Raw genomic sequence first — 19,532 nt, 5'->3', positions numbered from 1 at the left:
GCCGCGCAGTCGCGCGTGGGCTTCAGGCCCTTGGCCCGGGCGGCCGCCACCTCGCCGCGCGCCGCGGCAAGATCCGCACGGAAGGTTGGATCGGCATGCAGGCGCGCCACCGTCGCGGCGCCCATGATGCGGCCCTGGTTCGCATCGCTCTGCCAGTGCACGTTGCAGGCCAGGCGGCTCTGGCCGTAGGCGAGCCCGCGCGCGAGAATCGCGTCGGCGCGCTCGGGGTCGACCTCGGTCAGGATCAGCGCCCAGGCCCAGCCGGCCGCGTTGTGGCCGGACGGGTAAGAGCCGTCCTTGGACAGCTTGTCGATCTCGTCCGGGGAGCAGGTTGGCAGATGGTTGACGAGAAACGGACGCTGGCGCCGGTAGTGGTCCTTGGCGCGATAGGTCGACAGGCCGGCGTCGACCAGGCTGCGCCGCAGCAGCAGATAGAGCTGCGGCGTATCGCGTTCGTTGATCGGCACGCCCAGTGTGCAGGAGAACGTCTCGGCGGCCTGCGGGAATTTCAGATTGGCATCTTCGACGGCGACCTGCCAGCGTGGGCTGCCCGCCTTGGCCAGGTTCGCGCGCGCCGCTTCCTCGTCGGCGGCAAGCGCCGCCGAGCCAGCCGCCGGCGGTGGCGGCACCAGGCGCAGGCTGTCGGGACGCTGGTCCGCGGGCAGATAGCCGGCGAGGACGCCCGGCCGCAGTTCCGGCACGTCGCCGGCCCGGCTGATGGGGGCATGGCTGGCGCAAGCGGCCGCGCCCGCCAGGGCGGCGGCGACGGCAAGTACGGACAGGGCGCCGCGCCAGGCGGCGCGGGGGGACGAAGGGGCTGAGGCCAAGATGGATTGCTCCCGGTTGTCGTGAGATCGGGCGTTGCCCGCGGTCAGGCGTTGGCGCCGTCGTCGAACAGCTTGCGCAGCTCCGACTTCAGGATCTTGCCGTTGGCATTGCGCGGCAGCGTCTCGCTACGCACGATCACGCGCACTGGCACCTTGAACGCCGCCAGCCGCTGCGCGACGAAGGCCTGCAGCTCGGCCTCCGTGACGCTGGCGCCCGGCTTGACGCCGACCACCGCGCCCGGCTCCTCGCCCAGCGTGCGATGCGGAATGCCGACCAGCGCCGCGTCCATCACGGCCGGATGCGCGTACAGCGCGCTCTCGACCTCGATGCAGTAGATGTTCTCGCCGCCGCGGATCAGCATGTCCTTGGCGCGATCGACGATATAGAGGAAGCCTTCCTCGTCCAGCCGCGCGATATCGCCGGTGCGCAGCCAGCCGTCGACGAAGGTGCTGGCGGTGGCCTCGGGCTTGTTCCAGTAGCCGCGCACGACATTGGCGCCGCGCACCATCAGCTCGCCGACCTCGCCGGGCGGCAGCGCGCGGCCGCGGCCGTCGACGACCTTCATCTCGCCGATCGGCAGCGCGGGGCCGCTGCTGTCGGGCCGATGCAGGTATTCCTCGGCGTTGTGGCTGGTGAAGGTCGCCGAGGTCTCGGTCATGCCCCAGCCGATGCCGGGCATCGACTTCGGAAACACCTCGACGATGCGGCGAACCAGCTCGGGAGAGGCCGGCGCGCCGCCGTAGTTGACGCTCTCCAGCGAGGACAGGTCGAAGCGCTCGCGCTCGGGATGCTCGACCAGCTGCCAGGCGATGGTCGGCACGCCGCCGGCCACCGTGCAGCGCTCGCGCTCGATCAGCGCCATCGCGCGCAGCGCGTCCCAGCGGCGCATCAGCACGATCTTGCTGCCGGCGTGCAGCGCGCCGTTCAGCACCGACATGCAGCCGGTCACATGGAAAAAGGGCACCGACAGCAGCGTGGATTTCTGCGGTGCCAGCGGGTCGGGTTCGGGGATCGGCTGGCCGCGGCGCAGGAAATTGCGCGCCGGGCCGAAGCCGCCGCAGAAGGCCACCGTCGTCGCATTGCGGTGCGTGCCGATGGCGCCCTTGGGCTTGCCGGTGGTGCCGGACGTATAGAACAGCGTGGCGTCGTCGTCGGGATCGATCGCGACGTCGGGCAGCGGCAGCTCCGGCAGCCGGTCCCAGGCCATCACGTCGCGGGTGGTCCGCTCCAGCGGTACCACGCGCGGGTCGGCATCCCGCGCCATGGTGTCATGGCCGCAATCCGCGCCATCCCCGCCGCCGCGGCAGACATGGATGCGCAGCAGCGCGGGGCAGTCGGCCAGATGCGGACGCAGCCGCTCGAGCCGCTCGTCGTCGACGATCGCGACCTTGCAGCCGGAATCGGTCAGGCCGTATTGCAGCTCGGGGCCGGTCCACCACGCGTTCAGCGGCGTCGCGATGGCGCCGGTCAGCAGCGCGCCGTAGAACGCGGCGGGCCATTCGGGGAGATTGCGCATCGCCACCGCGACGCGATCGCCGGGACGCACGCCGTCCTCGATCAGCGCATGCGCGATCGCGAGCGCCGCGCGGGCAAAGCCGGCATAGGAGACGCGCTGGTCCTCGTAGACGACGAAGGTGCGCTCGCCCCGCGCGCGGGCCTGCAGGAACAGGTCGCGCAGCGTAGGCGGTGCGTGCTTCCACACCGTGGTCGGCATGCCGCGGATTTCGCGCACCTCGGTTTCGAACGGTGCGCCCGGAGCGGTCAGGCGGGCATGGGCTTCGGCCAGCGAGTTCGCCGGCCAGGCCGGCGAACTACCGTCGGCGCTGCCCTGTGGACTGCGGGTCGGCGTTGCCATCGGACGGCGAGCGTGACGCCGCTCAGATCGTCACGCCGCCGTCGACCACCAGCGCCTGGCCGGTCATGAAGGAGCTGGCGCTCGACGCCAGGTAGACCGCCGCGCCGGCGATCTCGACCGGTTCGCCGATGCGGCGCAGCGGCGCGTTTTCGGTCGACTGCTTGTAGCGCACCGGGTCTTCCCACAGCGCGCGGGCGAAGTCGGTCTTGATCAGGCCCGGGGCGATGCAGTTGACGCGCACATTGTGCGGGCCGAACTCGACCGCGAGGTTGCGCGCGAGCTGGAAGTCCGCCGCCTTCGAGATGTTGTAGACGCCGATGGTCGGCGAGCCGCGCAGGCCGCCGATCGACGACACGATGATGATCGAGCCGTCCTTGCGATCGATCATCTGCGGCGCGACCATCTGGATCAGCCAGTGGTTCGAGATCACGTTGTTGTCGAGCACCTTGCGGAACTGCTCGTCGGTGACCCCGCCCATCGGACCGTAGTAGGGGTTGGACGCGGCATTGCAGACCAGCACGTCGATCTTGCCGAACACGCGGTTGGTCTCGTCGACCAGATGCTGCAGATCGCTCTTGGAAGAGATATTGGCCGGCACGGCGATCGCGGTGCCGTCGCCGTGCTTCGCGTTGATGGCGTCGACCACTTCCTGGCAAGCCTCGGCCTTGCGCGACGAAATGACCACCTTGGCGCCCTGGACCGCCATCTGCTCGGCGATCGCGCGGCCGATGCCGCGCGAAGAGCCGGTGACGATGGCGACCTTGCCGCTCAGATCGAACAATGACATGGGTGTCTCCTCTACCGATCCCGTTTTCCGGTGGATTCTGATGTTGGCGTGGCGCCGCGCCCCGCGATGCCAGGGCGGCGGCGATCGGCACATTATGGTCGGTGGGTCTGGCCGCGTCCACAGGGCGGCACACGTTCCGCGGCCCTTATCAGCATTCTTTCTGCGGGGGATTCACGGCGTGCATGGTGTGCGCCGGCACGCCTTACCCTTGCCGCGCCAGCCACTCGCGCAAGCCCGCCGCCGTCTCGTCGTCCAGGCGCACGCCGATCCGTTCGCGCAGCGTGGCGACGATCTGCTCCGGCGTTTCGAGCCGCACGTGGCGGCTCGCGCCATCGGCATCGCGTTCGGTCAGCTCGCCGTTGGTCATCGTCAGGCGGACTGCACCGTCGGTGCGCGCGGCCATCAGCCGGTGCAGGAAGACGCTGTCCGGGTGGGTGCAGACGTACCAGTTGCGCGCGGCGTAGTCGATCCAGGCCTGCGGCGACAGGTCGAAGCGATAGAGCTTGGTCCAGCCGTGCTCGGTCTTCAACTCGAGATCGAGCAGATGATAGGCGCCGCTCGAGGGCGCGCTCGAGGGCGCGCCGACCAGCCGGAACGGCAGCGTTTCCGGCGCCGGCTCGGACAGTGGCAGCGCGCACGGTGGATTCGGGCCGCCGAAGCCGACGTCGGCGATGTAGTCGCGATGGGCGACGCGTACCCGCAGCAGCAGATGCGACTGCGGCGTCGGCACGCCTTCGTCGATGCCGTAGCGCACGCGCGCGGCCAGCGGCATCGCCTCGAAGCCGAGCGCGGTCAGCGCGGCGGCCAGCAGCGTGTTGTGCTCGAAGCAGTAGCCCCCGCGTTCGCGTGTCACCAGCTTGTCGAACACCGCGTCGAGCGCGATGTCGATCGGCCGGCCGAGCAGCACGTCGATGTTCTCGAACGGGATGCGCCGCAGATGGGCGGCGACGATCGCGTCGAGCGCCTCGAGGCTGGGTGCCGGACGTTGTTGCAGGCCGATGCGATCCAGATAGGCGTCGAGCCGGGCGCCGTCCAGGGCCGGCTGGGCGGATGGGTTTACCGGTGTGGTCACGTCAAGGTCTCCAGGGTCGACAGGTCGAGCAGTTCGATATCGGCATAGCGCAGCCGCAGCAGGCCGCGCGCCTCCAGTTCGCGCAGCGCATGGTTGACGGTCTGCCGGGACAGGCCAAGCATCTGGGCCAGCTGTTCCTGCGGCAGATGGATCGAGCGATGGGCTTGGCGCATTCGATCTTCCGCGGCGGCGCTCGTGTCGCCATAGGATCGCGCGATGGCCGCGAGCCGGCGCGCCGTGCGCGCCAGCGGCGGCAGCAACTGGGCCTCCTCGACATAGCGGAACGCCTCGCGCGTCTTGCCGGCCAGCAGCTTGCCGAATTCGCGCCACCACGCCGGCTGCGCGGCGAGCATCGTGTCGAGCCGCCCGCGCGGCACGTGCCAGACCGCGGCACGCGTGGCCGCGCGGGCGTCGTGCGTGCGCAGCAGTCCGTCGAACAGGCAGATCTCGCCGAACCATGCCCCGGCCTCGAGCAGGCCGAGCAGCGCGGCCTTGCCGCCGGCATCGTGCGCATGCACCAGCACCGCGCCGGCGATCACCGCGTACAGGCCGTCGAAGGGATCGCCGCGCTGCAACAGCACCTCGCCCGGTTCGAGCCGGCGTACCGTGCCGCCGTCGAGCAGCGCCGCGCGCATGTCCGCGGGCAGGCCGCGGAACCAGCTTCCGGTGCGTAGCGGGGCGAGCGCATCGGCGGCATCGGCGGTGTCGCGCGTGGGGCAGGCGAGGGTCGGGATGCCCATGGTGGTCTCCATCGTCTTCGCGACGCAGCGCAACGTTCGAGCCGAGGCCGAGGTGCGTCGGTGGGGCCAGCGACGAAAGCCGGACTGTCAAAATTCGGACAGACCGCGCCTGGCGTGCCCATTACTATAAATCGATCGTGCCGGGCCGGAACCGCTCGCAACGCGCCACGGCATGCCGTTCGCAATGTCCGCAGACAGCAGGAGACGCCATGAAAACGCTGGTCGACCATCTATCCCAATACGCTGCCTATCACCGCGACCGCCGCAACGTGGCGACGCACTTCGTCGGCATCCCGATGATCGTGCTCGCGGTCACGACGCTGCTGGCGCGGCCGCAGGTCCCGCTCGGCGACGGCGCCGCGGTGCTGACCCCGGCCATCGTGGTCTACCTGCTGTCGTGCCTGTTCTATCTGCGGCTGTCGGCCGGCTTTGGCATCGCGATGACGGTGATCCTTGCGCTGTTCGTCTACGTCGGCCATCGGATCGGCGAGTTGTCGACGGGCGCCTGGCTGGCGATCGGCATCGGGCTGTTCGTGCTTGGCTGGGTCATCCAGTTCGTCGGCCACTACTACGAAGGGCGCAAGCCGGCCTTCGTCGACGACCTGGTCGGGCTGCTGATCGGGCCGCTGTTCCTGGTCGCCGAGACGGCGTTCGCGCTGGGACTGGCACGCGATACGCGCGAACGGATGGATGCGCACGCGCATTGAATCGCCATCGCATCGGCCTGGCCGAAGCGATGCCGCGCGATGCCACGCCCATGCGTCGATGCATCGGCGCGACAGATAGACGGACTTTTCACCGGGTTTTTACGGGGTTTCAGGGGGGTAACGGGCCAAACCCCCTTGGAAATGCGTCACTTTCCGCTATGATTCGGTGGCCGCCGCAGCCGTACGCTGTTTTCGCGGGGTTTGCGGCGCCAACCGTTCAACTCTATCTGACCAATATGGCGACCAAAGCGAAATCGACCGCGAAAGCTGCAACCAAGACCGCCGCGACCAAGAAGGCACCGGCAACCAAGGCGCCCGTGAAGGCTGCCGCGAAGAAGGCCGCTGCGCCCGCAACCGCAACCCCGCGTCCGCTGAAGGACACCTTCAATAAATCCAGCCTGGTCGCTCACCTGGTCGCGCAGACGCAAGTCGAGCCGAAGGCCGTGAAGACGGTGCTCGCCCATCTGGAAAACACCATCGTCAGCGCGCTGCACAAGAAGGGCGCCGGCGAATTCACGCTGCCCGGCCTGCTGAAGATCACCGCGCAACAAGTGCCGGCGAAGAAGAAGCGCTTCGGCAAGGACCCGTTCACTGGCGAAGAGCGCTGGTTCCCGGCCAAGCCGGCCAGCGTCAAGGTCAAGGTCCGTCCGCTGAAGAAGCTGAAGGACGCTGCGCTGTAATCCGTCATCGACGTGGCCGCGACGGGCAAACGCCTGACGCGGCAGGCAGTGAAGAAGGGAGCCACTTGCGGCTCCCTTTTTCATTGGCGCGTTACGGCACGACGTCTTTGCTGTTTGCAATTAACCGCCAGGCATTTGCCCCACCCACCGTTCGCGGCAAGCAGGGCGGGGGCCGCGTACTGTCGGCCTCAGGCGCTATGGTCGCCCGGCATTTGCTGCGTATGCGCGCCGTCACTGAAGCGATCGCGATGGTCGGGGGCATGGCCGCCTTGCGTGAAGCTGTCGCGCGGGCCCAGCCGGTTGGCGCCTTCGGTGAACACATCGAACTTCTGCGTCGCGCTGCGCGCGCCGTCCGTGTACGGATCGGCGCTGCGCGGGGCGGCCTTGGCCGACAGCGAGACGGTCGCGCCGACCATCATCGCGACGGTGGGCAGCAGCGCGGCCAGCATCGCGCGGCGGCGCGCCTGCCAGCGCTGGCGCAATGCACGCAGCCGCTGCGCCGCCAGCGGCGGACGCGGACGGGGCGGGGCGCCGGAAGATCGGTGAGGAACGGCGATTGGTGTCGGTCGAGTCATGGCAACACTCCTTCAGATTGGGATCCGGGGCGGTTCTTGGAACCTTGACGAGGGGAGACGGCTTGGCCAAGCACGGTTAGCAGTCTACGAACCGGGCCGGACGCGTCGGTGACGCCAGCCTGACAATTGCGTCAGGATGCGGGCGGCGCGGTGCAGGGCAGGTGACAGCGGAAAGGTTTGGGGCGGAAAGGTCGCGGCGGAAAGGTCGGGGCGGACAGCGCCGGCCGCCGCGGCCGCAAGCTGACAACGCTGACAGGTTCAGCCGGCGGCTTTCACCTATAGTCCGGAAATGGCAGCGCCGCGCCGTTGGCGCGGACATTGCGGACAACGACTTTGCCGCGAACTTGCCGCCGAATTGTTCCGCGAGTTTTCCGCGAGTTTTCCGGATACGGGAGGGCCGGACCCATGAAACTGTTGTTGGTAGAGGACGAGATCAAGACCGTCGACTATCTGCGCCGTGGACTGTCGGAAAACGGCTATGTGGTCGACACCGCGACCAACGGCGTCGACGGCCTGCATATGGCCTGTACCGAGCCCTACGATGCGATCGTGCTCGACGTGATGCTGCCCGACCTCGACGGCGTATCGATGCTCAAGTCGCTGCGGCGCGAGCAGCAGACGCCGGTCATCATGCTGACCGCGCGCGACGACCTGGACGACCGGCTCAATGCCTTCGATGCCGGCGCCGACGACTACCTGGCCAAGCCATTCTCCTTCCTCGAGCTGCTGGCCCGCCTGAACGTGCTGACCCGCCGCGGCCGACAGAGCGAGCCGTCGCAGCTGACAGTCGGCGACCTGCGCATCGACCTGCTGTCGCGGCGCGCGATGCGCGGCACCCGGCGGCTAGACCTGAGCGCGCGCGAATTCACGCTGCTGTCGGTGCTGGCGCGGCGCCAGTCGCAGATCGTGTCGAAGACCGCGATCACCGAACTGGTCTGGGACATCAGCTTCGACTGCAATACCAATGTGGTCGAGGTCGCGATCAAGCGGCTGCGCGCCAAGCTCGACTGGCCGGGCGAGCCCAAGCTGCTGCATACCATCCGCGGCATGGGCTATGTGCTCGAATGCCGCGCCGAGGAGGTCGCGTGAGCCGCCGCCGTTCGATCGCCACGCGGCTGGCCGCGATGTTCGCCCTCGCGGCGGCGCTGGTGTTCTCGGTCACCGGCTTCGTGATGTATTACGTCCAGTGCGTCGAGCTCGAGAAGCGCCAGCTCGAGGAGCTCGAGGCGCGCTTCCAGCTGATCGGCCCGAAGGCGGCGCACTACGGCACGCAGCCGCAATGGGAGCGCTTCGGCGCGGTGCTGACCGGCATGACGCCGGAGGACGACAGCCTGCGCTACTTCGTCGACACGCCGGACCCGCGCTTCCGCTTCGGCAAGCCGTTCCCGCGCGACGCGGTGACCGAGCAGCGTGCGCCGGACGTCTGGACGGTGCAGTTCGACGACCGCAGCTTCCTGATGCTCAAGCGGATCATTCCCGCGCTGGACGAGCGCCCGGCGCTGGCGCTGGTGGTGGCGGTCGACCAGGCGCCGTTCTACCAGACCAGCCGCGCGCTGGGCATCGCGCTGATCGTCTGCTCGGCGCTCGGCGTGCTCGCGGTGGCGGTGCTCGGCTGGCGCATCGCCAAGGTCGGGCTGGCGCCGATCGAGGCGCTGTCGCGCCATGCCGGCGAGCTCAATCCGCGCAAGCTCGAGCGGCTGCCCGATACCGACCTGCCGGCCGAACTCTCGGGACTGGTGCTGGCCTTCAATGGCGCGCTCGACAAGCTCGAACGCGCCTACGTGCAACTGTCGGCGTTCAACGCCGATGTCGCGCACGAACTGCGCACGCCGCTCGGCAACGTGATCGGCCAGACCCAGGTGGCGCTGTCGCGCCCGCGCAGCGTGCGCGAGCTCGAGGACATCCTGCAGTCGAACCTGGAGGACCTGGAGCGGCTCGGCCGCATCGTCGTCGACATGCTGTTTCTGGCGCAGTCGGACCGCGGCGCGCTCGCGCGCGACCTGGTCGAGGTGTCGGTCGCGCATGAGGTGCGGCGCAGCGCGGACTTTCTCGACATGCTGTTCGAGGACGCCGGCGCGACGCTGGAGATCGTCGGCGACGCCCGTGCCCGCGTCAACGCCTCGCTGCTGCAGCGGGCGATCACCAATCTGCTGGGCAATGCGCTGCAGCATGGCCTGCGCGGCCGGCCGGTCGCGGTCGAGATCGGCGACGATGCCGGCGCGGTGACGATCGCGGTGCGCAACGAGGCCGACCCGCTGTCGACCGCGCAGATGGACCGCCTGTTCGACCGCTTCTACCGCGTCGACAGCGCGCGCGCCGACAGCCGCCAGAACCACGGACTTGGCCTCGCCATCGTCAAGGCGATCGCGACGATGCATGGCGGCGCCGTGTTCGCGCGCCAGTCGCGCGGCGTGGTCTGCATCGGCCTGACGCTGCCGGCGCTGCCGCCGCAGGCGCCGACTTCCGACAGCCTGCCGGCGCTGACACAGGCGGCCACGGCATGATCGGCGGGGAAAGCGGGCGCACGCCGCGCAGCGTGCGCATGGCAAACCGTGTCCGCCGCCTCGGGACCGCCGCGATGATCCCGGTCGCCGCCGGGCTGATCGTGCTCGCTTCGGCCTGCAGCGTCACCGCGCGGCACGACGCGGTGGCGCCGCGGCCTTCGATCGCACCGACCTTCGCCGCCCATCGCGCGGAAGCGCTGGCCGCGCTGGAAGGCCGGCGCCGCTATGTGTCGGCCGACATGCGCGCCGAGACCGAATGGAATCTGCCGCGCGAATGGCGCCCGGCCGGCACCCCTCGGGGTGGCGCGCTGCTGGTGCACGGGCTCGGCGATTCGCCGTGGTCCTTCGTCGATATCGCACCGCGGCTGGCCGAGCGCGGGCTGCTGGTGCGTACGGTACTGCTGCCCGGCCATGGCACCGCGCCGGCGGACCTGATGGGCGTCACGCTGGAAGACTGGCAGCGCGTGCTGCGCGAGCAGGCCGCGGCGCTGCGGGACACCGTCGGCGAGGGGCCGCTGTATCTGGGCGGCTTTTCCACCGGCGCCAATCTGGTGCTGGACTATGCGCAGGCGCACCCCGAGGTCGCCGGGCTGCTGCTGGTATCGCCGGCGCTGCGCTCCGGCAGCCGGTGGGAGTGGCTGACGCCGTGGCTCGCGCCGGTGGTGCCGTGGCTGCTGTCGACCGGAGACGATCGCCCGCAGCAGACGCCGGTCCGCTACCTGAACACGCCGACCAACGGCTTCGCGCAGTACTACCGCAGCAATGTCGCGGCGCGCGCCGCGCTGAACGCGCGGCCTTACGACAAGCCGGCGCTGCTGATCGTCGCCGAGCACGATTCGGTGGTCGACTCGCACTACGTGAGGCAAGTGTTCGGCACGCGCTTCACGCATCCGGCGAGCCGGCTGATCTGGTATGGGGCGGGCGAGGGCAACGCAGGCGCCGATGCCGTTGTCAATGCCAGTGCCAGTGCCAGTGCCGATGCCGTGCCCAATGCCGGCGCGGGCCGCGTGCTGGTCCGCCCCGACCGCCTGCCGGCCGAACGCATCAGCCAGTTCTCGCACATGGGCGTGCTGTTTTCCGATGCCAATCCGCTCTATGGCCGGCAGGGATCGCTGCGGCTTTGCCTGAACGGGCAGGAGCCGGCCGAGTACCGGCGCTGTGTCGACGGCGGCGAGGTCTGGTACTCGGACTGGGGCTATCGTGAGCCCGGCAAGGTGCACGCGCGGCTGACCTACAACCCGTATTTCGCGTGGCAGACCGGCGTGATGTTGTCGGTGCTGGGGCTGGACGGTAGCGCTGCGCCGGTGCCGGGGCTCGCGCCAACGACGGCCGCGGCAACCCCATCCGCGGCGGCGCCGTCGGCCGCATCCGCGACGACATCGCAATAGCGGACGCAGCCGGCCATCGTGGCGGAAGACGTCTTCAGCCGCCGATCACCTGCTTCGCATAGCTGGCCCGCTCCATCTCGCGCACCTCGACGCTGATCTGCACCGGCGTGTTGTTTGCACCCGAGCGCACCGCTTCGGCGAGCACCTCGCAGACCGCCTGGCCCAGCGCCTGCCGCGTCGCGACATCGCGGCCATCGAGAATCGACAGCCGGCCATGGACGAAGGCGCGCTCGACCGGTTCGGTGCCCTGGCGATAGGTCTCCAGCGTGATGCAACGCGACTTGATATCGGGTTCCTGGAATTGCCCGGAGGCCAGCAGCGCGGCGTTGGCCTGGTCCAGCAGTTCCTCGGGCGAGCAGTTCAGGCGTGCGTTTTCGGTGATTTCAATGACGAGATGGGGCATCGGGGGCTCCGTGGAGTAGAGAGAAAAAAGACAGCGCGAACATGGCGCGGGAAGTGGAATGGCGGCTGGCGTCAGCGCCTGCATAGCCGCGACAGCGGTCCCGGCGACCGCCCGGTCGCAGTGTCGACCCGCGCGGCCGCATCGTCGAGCTCGGCCAGCGTGCCGGCGTCGATCGGGATGGCTTCGGCACGGCGGCGGCGCGCCTCGCGTTCGGGTTCGCCCGGCAGCAGGATCGCATCGCAGCCGGGCTGCTGGCGCGACGCGCGCACCCAGTCGACGAAGGCCTGCACCTCGTGGCCGAACGCGGTGCTGTCGGCCAGCCTGGCCGGATCGAACACGATCGCCAGCATATTGTTCCAGACCGCGTGGCGGTGCGTCAGCGTCTCTGGGCGGATGGTATGGCCGCCGGTCACCGCGGCGCCCAGCAGTTCGCACATCATCGCCAGCCCGTAGCCCTTGTGCTCGCCAAAGCCGAGCAGCGCGCCGCGCGCCCCGCCGTCCGCGGGATACATCACGCCGGCATCGGTGGTGGGGCGGCCCTCGGCATCGACGAGGCAGCCGGGCGGCACCGGCACGCCCTTGTTGTGGGCGACGCGGACCTTGCCCAATGCGATCGCGCTGGTGGCGAAGTCGAGCACCAGCGGCGGCGCGCCGGGCACCGGCACGCCGATGGTGAACGGGTTGGTGCCATAGCGCGCCTCGTAGCCGCCATGCGGCGCGACGATCGGCTTGGACAACACGTTGACGAAGTGGATCGAGATCATGCCGGCCGCGCAGGCCTGCTCGGCCCAATGGCCGACGCGGCCCAGATGATGCGAATGGCGCAGTCCCATCACGCACACGCCATGCTCGCGCGCACGGTCGATCGCCATCGCCATGGCCTGCTCGGTCACCGCCTGTCCCATGCCGCGATTGCCATCGAGGCTCAGCAGGCTGCCCGCCTGCTGCACCACGCTGACCTGGCGGTTCAGCTGCAGCTCGCCGGCCTGCCAGGACAGCACGTACTTCGGGATCATGCCGACACCATGCGAGTCGTGCCCGCTCAGGTTGGCGCCGACCAGGTGGTCCGCGGTCAGCGTTGCCTCGCGTGCGCCGGAGCCCGCGGCCAGCCAGAGCTCGGCGACCCATCGGTGCAGGTCCGCGGTCGGAAGCAGGAGTTCGGTCTTCGCGTCGTTCATCGTCTCGCTCTCGTCGTTCTGTTGTCGCCCGGGTTCGCTCCCGGGGTTCGTTCCCCGCGTTCGTTGCCGGTAGTCATTGCCGTTCCGATTGGAGCCGGCATTGGCTTGGCCCGCGGCGGCCAGCCATGATAAGCGCCGTGCGGCCCCGCGGCCATTGCCCGGGGCGGCGGTGCGCCGCGGCGGTCCGGAATTTTGGCGCGATAATCGGTCCTGTCTCGTTCCCTGTTTGGCGTTCGCCTGCACAATGGGGCGACGCAGGGGCACCCGTTCCGATGCCGCTGCCTTCGCTGCCGGTGCCGGTGCCGGTGCCGGTGCCGGTGCCGGTGCCGCAGCCGCAGCCGCCTCCGTTTCCGATGTCGATTCGATGAGCCCGCCGATGACCCAGCCTACCGCCGATCTCCGTTCGTCCCTGTCTGTCAGTTCTCCTGGTTCTCCCGATCCTGCCGCCGCCACGCAGCCCCTCCCGCCACGCAGCGGCGGCCGCATCCTGGTCGATGCGCTGCGCATCCACGGCGCCGAGCGCGTGTTCTGCGTGCCGGGCGAGAGCTTTCTCGACGTGCTGGACGCGCTGCACGATCAGCCCGCGATCGACCTGATCGTCTGCAAGCACGAAGGCGCGGCCGCCAATATGGCCGAGGCCGACGGCAAGCTGACCGGCCGCCCCGGCATCTGCTTTGTCACGCGCGGGCCCGGCGCCACGCATGCCAGCGTCGGCGTCCATATTGCCGCGCAGGATTCGACGCCGATGATCCTGTTCGTCGGGCAGATCGGCCGCGAGCAGCGCGGCAGGGAGGCCTTCCAGGAAGTCGATTACGCGGCGATGTTCGGCGGCATGGCGAAATGGGTCGCCGAAATCGACGACCCGGCGCGCATTCCCGAACTGGTCGCGCGCGCCTTCCAGGTCGCGACCTCTGGCCGTCCCGGGCCGGTGGTACTGGCGCTGCCCGAAGATGTGCTCGATGGCGATGCCGTCTGCCGCGACACCGGCGCGTATCGGCCCGTGGTCGCCTCGCCTTCGGCCGCGGATGCCGCCACGCTGGCCGGGCTGCTGGCCGCCGCGCAGCGTCCGCTGGTGATCGCCGGCGGCGCCAACTGGCGCGACGAGGACGCGGCCGCGTTCGCGCGCTTCGTGCATGCGTGGGATCTGCCGGTGGCCTGCGCCTTCCGCCGTCAGGACGTGCTCGACAATCGCGATCCGCACTACGTCGGCCATCTGAGCCTGGGCGTCAATCCGCGGCTGGCCGAACGCGTGCGCGGTGCCGATCTGATCGTGGCCTTCGGCACGCGGCTCGGCGATGTCGCGACCGACGGCTATACGCTGCTCGAGCCGCCGCGGCCGCGCCAGCGGCTGGTGCATATCCATGCCGATGCGGCGGAGCTGGGCCGGGTGTACCAGCCCGAGCTGGCGATCCACGCCGGCATCGGTCCCGGGGCCGCGATGCTGGCGGGCATGCCGGCACCGAGCACCGTCCGCTGGCGCGAATGGACCGCCGCGGCGCGCGCCGATCATCAAGGCTTCGTCGCTCCGGCCGCGCCGCACGCCGATGCCACCGGTGTCGACATGACCGCGGTCGTTGATCATCTGAACCGCACGCTGCCGGACGATGCGATCGTCACCAATGGTGCCGGCAACTATGCGGTCTGGCTGCATCGCTACTTCGCCTATCGCCGGCCGCGCACCCAGCTGGCGCCGACCTGCGGCGCGATGGGCTACGGGCTGCCGGCCGCGATCTCGGCGAAACTGCGCCACCCCGAACGCACCGTGGTCTGCTTCGCGGGCGACGGCTGCTTCCAGATGTATCCGCAGGAACTGACCACCGCGGCCGCGGTGGGCGCCAATGTGGTGGTGCTGGTGGTGAACAACGGCATGTACGGCACGATTCGCATGCATCAGGAGCGGCGCTATCCGGGCCGCGTCAGTGGCACCGGCATCGTCAATCCGGATTTCGTCGCGCTGGCCCAGGCCTGTGGGGCCTGGGCGGAACGGCTGACCAGCGCCGACGGGTTTGCCGACGCGTTCGCGCGCGCCTGTGCCGCCGGCAGGCCGGCGCTGCTCGAACTGTGCACCGACCCGCGGCAGATCACGCCGGCGATGCGGCTCAAGCCCTAGCAGCCGAGGAGGCCGCCGGACCGACGGCGGGGGCGGCGCTGTCGGCGCCGTCGGCAGGGACGGCGGGAGCCGGCTTTGCCGACGCGGCGGCGATCAGACGCTTGATCTGGCGGTCGCGCAGCTCCAGCGTGCATAGTTCATTGCCGAAGAGCAGCGAGTCGGCGCGCAGGAAGGCGCCGATGCGCCGGGCCACGGCGCCGGGCAGCCGGAAGGCGGCGAACGCCGAATACCGCGGAATCTCGCCGCGCCACCAGTGCTGCTTCCATACGGCGGTCAGGCGAGCGGCAAGGTCGGCGAGCCTGTCGTCGTTGGCTTCGGCCGCGTCGTGCAGCGCCTGCAGGATGCCCATCACCTCGGCATAGGCCGACGCGTTCCCCGTGCGGTGGCGACGCAGGTAGGTGACCACGGCCGCCATCTGCGCCAGCACCGTTGCAGCGACGACGTCGTGGCACTCCGGCGGGTCGTTGCCGGCGATCGAGCGAACGACCTTGCACCACTTCGCCTTGTTCGCGAACAGCTTGCAACAGTTGGCCTTGTCGATGCGCTCGAGCAACAACCTGATCCTTGCGCGGCCGGCTTCGGGCGTCAGCACCGCAGAAATCGGCGGTCGCGGTTCCGCGGCGCAGGTTTCCGGCTCCACCGCCTGCGCCGGCGCGTCCCGGGGACGCGGCACAACGGGCACGGCGACGCTGGCCCCCTGTCGCAGCCGCGCGATGGTGTACGACATCGCCGAAAATTGACCGCGAGTGGGGCGCTCGCAGCGCTGCCTGTCGCGCGGCACGACGCAGCTCAGCAGCGTCAGCACGATGCGACGGAACCAGCCGAATTCGCGCCAGTTGCGCTCCAGCCGGATGTCGGCGGGCCCGCCTTCGTCTGGGCGTCCGGCATTCTCCACGACGAGCCTGTAGCCCCGGCCGCCGACGAAGAACGGAGCGCGTTCCACGACGATCCGCCGCAGTGTGCGTTCGTCGGTGCCCTTGGCGACGGCGTCGAAGAAATCGCGTGGGGTCGGATAGTGCGCCGCATGGAAGCGGCGCGCACAGCAGAGCAGGGTGGGCATGCGAGGGTCGGTCCGGTGAAGGCCGCGGCGGCGCGCGGCCGTGGATTGCCGCTTTCGATCGGCCACGCCCGCCAGGCGGGGCAGATCGATTTGCGGGACACCGGAATCATGGCGGCGAGCTGCCGGCATGCTTGCGAATTTGGTGCGGTCAGTGTGGCAAACGGCAGACCGCTCGACGCTGGCCGCTTGCCTGCCGCCGCTCAGCGCCGCGGCGTGCTGTCCGTTCTTGCGCTGCCGCCCAGTTCGCGTTCGATACGCGCGACGCATTCGATCAGCACCGGACGGACCACGTCGAGCAGATGCCGCGGCGGCACGACCGCGTTGGGGCCGCTGCAGCTCAACGTCATCGGCGGCAGCGCGGGCCCCGGATGGAAGGCGGCCGCGATCGAATTGATGTCCGGCAGCCATTCGCCGAACGAGCTGGTGCAGCCGATGCGCCGGACCTCGTCGCGGCTGCGCGCGAGCACCGCCTGCGCCTCGGCCTCGGACAGCGCGTCGTTGGCGCGGAATGCGGCCAGCGCCTGCTGTGCATCGGCGGGCGGCAGCGCCTGCAGATAGGCGCGGCCCGCGGCGGTGGTCAGGCCCGAGATGCGCGTGCCGACGGCCACCCGCAGGGTCAGATAGCTCTCGGCCTGGCAGTTCTCGAAGATCAGCATGCGGCCGCGGTCGCGCAGGATCAGCGAGGCGACGCCCTGCGAAAGATCGGCCAGGCGCTGCATGTGCGGCCGCGCCACCGCCAGCACATCGGCGCCTTCGCGGGCGGTCGGCGCCAGGGCCAGCGCCGAACTGCCCAGGCGGTATTTGCCGGCGTCCGGCTCCAGGCGCAGATAGCCGAGCTCGGTCAGCGTATGGGTCAGCCGCGACACGGTCGACTTGGGCAGGCCGCAGCGCTGCGCCAGTTCTGCATTGCCCAGTTGCGCGTCGAAACCGCGGAAGCAGGCCAGCACATCGAGGCCGCGCGCCAGCGCGGTGACGAAGTGGCGGTCCTCCTTGTGGCGAGGCGCATCGTCGCCGGGGCCAGCCCGGCCGGCTTCGGCCTCGTCCACCGAGGCGGCTGGCATTCCGTGCGCCTGATCGTCGCTCGCCATGATGGTTCCCGGGTCCGGGCTCAAAACTCGCCGGCCGCCAGCATCGCGCGCAGCCGGGCCTTCAGGATCTTGCCCGACGGCGCGGCCGGCAATTGCGCGACCACCTTGATGTCCGCCGGGATCTTGTACGGCGACAGCCGTTCGCGCAGGAAGGCCTTCAGGGCAGCCGGATCGAGCGTCATGCCGGCGCGGAGCTCGACGAACGCGATCACCTCCTCGTTGCCCTCGACCGCACGCCCGACCACGGCCGACTGCACGACCGCCGGGTAGGCGTTGATCGATTGCTCGACTTCCTCGGGATACACGTTGAACCCTGAATGGATGATGATTTCCTTCGAGCGGCCGACGATGGAAATGGCGCCGTCGGCGTCGATCCTGGCCAGGTCGCCCGTATGCAGCCAGCCGTCGGCATCGATCGCCTGCGCGGTCAGGTCGGGGCGCTTGTAGTAGCCCTTCATCACGTTGGGGCCGCGCACCAGCAGCTCGCCGCTGCCGTCCGGCAGCGGATCGCCGAGCCGCACCTCGACGCCCGGCACCGCCTGGCCCACCGAACAGTCGCTGCGCGGCGCATCGACGCGGGTCTGGCTGACGGTCGGCGACGTTTCGGTCATGCCATAGCCGTTGTGCAGCGTGATGCCGAAGGTCTGTTCGAAGGCGGCCTTCAGCGTGGCGGTCAGCGGCGCGCCGCCCGATTGCGCCATGCGCAGCGCCGGCGCGCGCAGCGGCGTGGGCTGGCTGCGGCCCCATTCGATCAGCTTGGCGTACATCGCCGGCACGCCGTGCAGCACCGACAGGTTCTCCTCGACCAGCGCGCGCGCCAGCCGCTCGGGACGGAAGCGCGGCTCGTAGTAGACCGTGGCGCCGTTGGACAACGGACCGACCAGCAGCACCGACAGGCCGTAGACGTGGGAGATCGGCAGCACGCCATAGACGCGGTCGCCGGGCTGCACGCGCGCCTGCACGCGGTTGCTGTGGCCGATGAACATCAGGTTCGAATGCGTCAGCATCACGCCTTTCGACGCGCCCGTGGTGCCGGTGGTGTAGATCACCGCGGCAACCTGCTCGCGCGCGTCCGCCTGCACCGGTTCGGGTACCGCCTCGGTGTTCAGCTGGCCGATCAGCAGCCGGCCCACATGCGGCCATTCGCCCCACTGCGCGCCGCGCGCCAGGCCGTGCTCGCGCGCTTCGGGGTAGGCGTTGTCCAGATACAGCGCCAGCCGGGCGCCCGCGTGCTCGATGATGTTGTCGATCTCGCGCCCCGACAGGCGGGCGTTGACCGGAATGGCCCAGGCATCGAGCGAGCTGAGGGCCAGGATCAGTACCGCGCAGCCGACGCTGTTCTCGGTCACCAGCACCACACGGTCCCCGCCCCGCACGCCGGCCTTGGCGAGCGTGGCCGCGGTCTGGCGCACCGCGCCGTCCAGTTCGCCATAGCGGATCGAGCGCTCGCCATCCATCAGCGCGACGACATCGGGACGGTCCGCTACCCAGGGCGCGATGGCCTGGTGCAGTCGGGCGCAGGGCGGCACGAACGGCGGGCTGGCGGTGACAGCGGTGGACGAAGCGGTGGACGAAGCGGCGCCAGAATCGGCGCGGAAGGTGCTGCTCATCGAAGTCTCCGGAATGGCGTTGCCGGCGCGGCGGCCGGCTTGGTCTATCCGCGATGGTTACATCGTTCGATGGCGTCGTCAACCGCAATGCAGAATGGTAGTTCTGCACTGCAGAACTACCGCGATCACACCGCTCACTGGCGGTGTGGGCGCCCGGTGGCCTGGTTCAGAAGCGGAAGCGCCCCACATCCGCCGCCAGTTCGCCGGCCTGCCAGTCCAGCGATTCGGCTTGCTGCGCCACCGTGGTCACCAGTTCCGCGTTCTGCCGGCTGGTGCCGTCAAGGCGCGCGACCGCGCCGTCGACCACCGCGATCCCCGCCGCCTGCCGCTCGGCCAGGCCATTGAGCCGTTCCGCCAACGTATGGCTGCGCACCACCGCCTGCTCGATCGCCGCCATCGCTTGTTCGACCTCGCCGCTGAGGCTGGCGCCGGCCTCGATGTCACGGGTGGCTTCGCCCAGCAGCCCGCCGATATCGCGGGCCGACTGCGCGCTGCGCTGCGCCAGCGCGCGCACTTCGTTGGCGACCACGGCGAAACCGCGGCCGGCGGCGCCTGCGCGCGCGGCTTCGACCGCCGCGTTCAGCGCCAGCAGATTGGTCTGGAAGGCGATGCCCTGCAGCACGCCCACCACCTCGGAGATGTCGCGCGAGCGCGCCTGCACCGCATCCATCGACGCCCGCATGCTGCGCACCACCGCGCTGCCGGTCCCGACGGCGTCGCGCGCCTGGCTGGCCATCGCGCTGGACTCGTGCGCGCGCACGTGGATCTGCTCGACCAGCCCGCGCAGCTCGCCGATACTGGTGGCCGCCTCGTCGACCGCGGCCAGCTGACGCCCGGTGCGTTCGGACAGGTCGCGATTGGCGGCGGCGATCTGCTCGCTGGCGCCGTGGATCTGGCGCGCCGACGATTGAATGCGCGCGAGCATCGCGGCCAGCGCGTCGCGCATC

At 69.9% G+C, this 19,532-nt stretch carries 18 protein-coding genes; 6 read left to right on the top strand and 12 right to left on the bottom strand.

Annotated features, from left to right (window positions below; all coding sequences use genetic code 11):
* The 5 genes from B551_RS21095 to B551_RS21075 form a co-directional block, all read right to left on the bottom strand.
* Positions 1-827 (bottom strand): phosphatase PAP2 family protein (locus B551_RS21095; RefSeq protein WP_253281392.1); only part of this gene is annotated, 827 nt, incomplete at its 3' end.
* A gap of 44 nt (positions 828-871) precedes the next feature.
* Positions 872-2,683, bottom strand: a complete 1,812-nt coding sequence (locus B551_RS21090; RefSeq protein ID WP_023264953.1) for a class I adenylate-forming enzyme family protein — start codon at positions 2,681-2,683, stop codon at positions 872-874.
* A 22-nt stretch (positions 2,684-2,705) separates the two neighbouring features.
* The gene (locus tag B551_RS21085) at positions 2,706-3,470 is read right to left on the bottom strand and encodes an SDR family oxidoreductase (protein WP_023264952.1); all 765 of its coding nucleotides are present in this window, start codon (positions 3,468-3,470) and stop codon (positions 2,706-2,708) included.
* A 202-nt stretch (positions 3,471-3,672) separates the two neighbouring features.
* Positions 3,673-4,542, bottom strand: coding sequence for an arylamine N-acetyltransferase (locus B551_RS21080; RefSeq protein WP_253281391.1), 870 nt, complete (start codon positions 4,540-4,542; stop codon positions 3,673-3,675).
* The gene (locus B551_RS21075) at positions 4,539-5,282 is read right to left on the bottom strand and encodes a Crp/Fnr family transcriptional regulator (protein WP_006578716.1); all 744 of its coding nucleotides are present in this window, start codon (positions 5,280-5,282) and stop codon (positions 4,539-4,541) included. The genes B551_RS21080 and B551_RS21075 overlap by 4 nt, the downstream gene beginning before the upstream one ends.
* A 209-nt stretch (positions 5,283-5,491) precedes the next feature.
* Between B551_RS21075 and B551_RS21070 the strand changes: the two genes are divergently transcribed.
* Positions 5,492-5,989 carry a DUF962 domain-containing protein gene (locus B551_RS21070; RefSeq protein WP_006578717.1) on the top strand — a complete coding sequence of 166 codons (498 nt, stop codon included), beginning with the start codon at positions 5,492-5,494 and terminating at the stop codon, positions 5,987-5,989.
* 236 nt (positions 5,990-6,225) lie between these two features.
* The gene (locus tag B551_RS21065; protein ID WP_023264950.1) at positions 6,226-6,669 is read left to right on the top strand and encodes an HU family DNA-binding protein; all 444 of its coding nucleotides are present in this window, start codon (positions 6,226-6,228) and stop codon (positions 6,667-6,669) included.
* 188 nt (positions 6,670-6,857) lie between these two features.
* On the opposite strand, the gene B551_RS27175 is transcribed toward B551_RS21065, so the two are convergent.
* Positions 6,858-7,244, bottom strand: a complete 387-nt coding sequence (locus B551_RS27175) for a hypothetical protein (RefSeq protein ID WP_253281390.1) — start codon at positions 7,242-7,244, stop codon at positions 6,858-6,860.
* Between the two features lie 405 nt (positions 7,245-7,649).
* On the opposite strand from B551_RS27175, the gene B551_RS21055 reads away from it, so the two are divergent.
* Genes B551_RS21055 through B551_RS21045 form a run of 3 tightly spaced genes read left to right on the top strand, consistent with a single transcriptional unit; the run spans position 7,650 to position 11,136 of the window.
* Positions 7,650-8,333, top strand: a complete 684-nt coding sequence (locus B551_RS21055) for a heavy metal response regulator transcription factor (protein WP_006580091.1) — start codon at positions 7,650-7,652, stop codon at positions 8,331-8,333.
* Positions 8,330-9,748: a heavy metal sensor histidine kinase gene (locus B551_RS21050; protein WP_006580092.1), complete on the top strand. Its 1,419-nt coding sequence runs from the start codon at positions 8,330-8,332 to the stop codon at positions 9,746-9,748. The genes B551_RS21055 and B551_RS21050 overlap by 4 nt, the downstream gene beginning before the upstream one ends.
* Positions 9,749-9,786: 38 nt before the next feature.
* A complete protein-coding gene (locus B551_RS21045) occupies positions 9,787-11,136 on the top strand; it encodes a carboxylesterase (protein ID WP_253281389.1) in 1,350 nt (449 codons plus the stop codon).
* A 34-nt stretch (positions 11,137-11,170) separates the two neighbouring features.
* On the opposite strand, the gene B551_RS21040 is transcribed toward B551_RS21045, so the two are convergent.
* On the bottom strand, positions 11,171-11,539 hold the full coding sequence (locus B551_RS21040) for a 5-carboxymethyl-2-hydroxymuconate Delta-isomerase (protein ID WP_006580094.1): 369 nt from the start codon (positions 11,537-11,539) through the stop codon (positions 11,171-11,173).
* 71 nt (positions 11,540-11,610) lie between these two features.
* Entirely contained in the window at positions 11,611-12,717 is a 1,107-nt protein-coding gene (locus B551_RS21035; RefSeq protein WP_023264947.1) for a malate/lactate/ureidoglycolate dehydrogenase, read from the bottom strand.
* 376 nt (positions 12,718-13,093) lie between these two features.
* On the opposite strand from B551_RS21035, the gene B551_RS21030 reads away from it, so the two are divergent.
* Positions 13,094-14,827 carry a thiamine pyrophosphate-binding protein gene (locus tag B551_RS21030; RefSeq protein ID WP_023264946.1) on the top strand — a complete coding sequence of 578 codons (1,734 nt, stop codon included), beginning with the start codon at positions 13,094-13,096 and terminating at the stop codon, positions 14,825-14,827.
* Here B551_RS21030 and B551_RS21025 read toward each other — a convergent pair.
* The 4 genes from B551_RS21025 to B551_RS21010 all read right to left on the bottom strand — a co-directional run.
* Positions 14,817-15,887, bottom strand: coding sequence for a hypothetical protein (locus tag B551_RS21025; protein ID WP_006579405.1), 1,071 nt, complete (start codon positions 15,885-15,887; stop codon positions 14,817-14,819). The genes B551_RS21030 and B551_RS21025 overlap by 11 nt on opposite strands.
* Before the next feature lie 200 nt (positions 15,888-16,087).
* Complete coding sequence (locus B551_RS21020; protein WP_052511448.1) at positions 16,088-16,948, bottom strand: IclR family transcriptional regulator; 861 nt, start codon at positions 16,946-16,948, stop codon at positions 16,088-16,090.
* Between the two features lie 47 nt (positions 16,949-16,995).
* Positions 16,996-18,585, bottom strand: a complete 1,590-nt coding sequence (locus B551_RS21015) for a class I adenylate-forming enzyme family protein (protein WP_023264945.1) — start codon at positions 18,583-18,585, stop codon at positions 16,996-16,998.
* Positions 18,586-18,751: 166 nt separating this feature from the next.
* A partial coding sequence (locus tag B551_RS21010; RefSeq protein WP_023264944.1) for a methyl-accepting chemotaxis protein occupies positions 18,752-19,532 on the bottom strand: 781 nt, incomplete at its 5' end.

The organism is Cupriavidus sp. HPC(L), from assembly GCF_000307735.3.
Classification (GTDB): Bacteria; Pseudomonadota; Gammaproteobacteria; order Burkholderiales; family Burkholderiaceae; genus Cupriavidus.
This window is presented reverse-complemented; position numbering and strand designations above follow the sequence as displayed.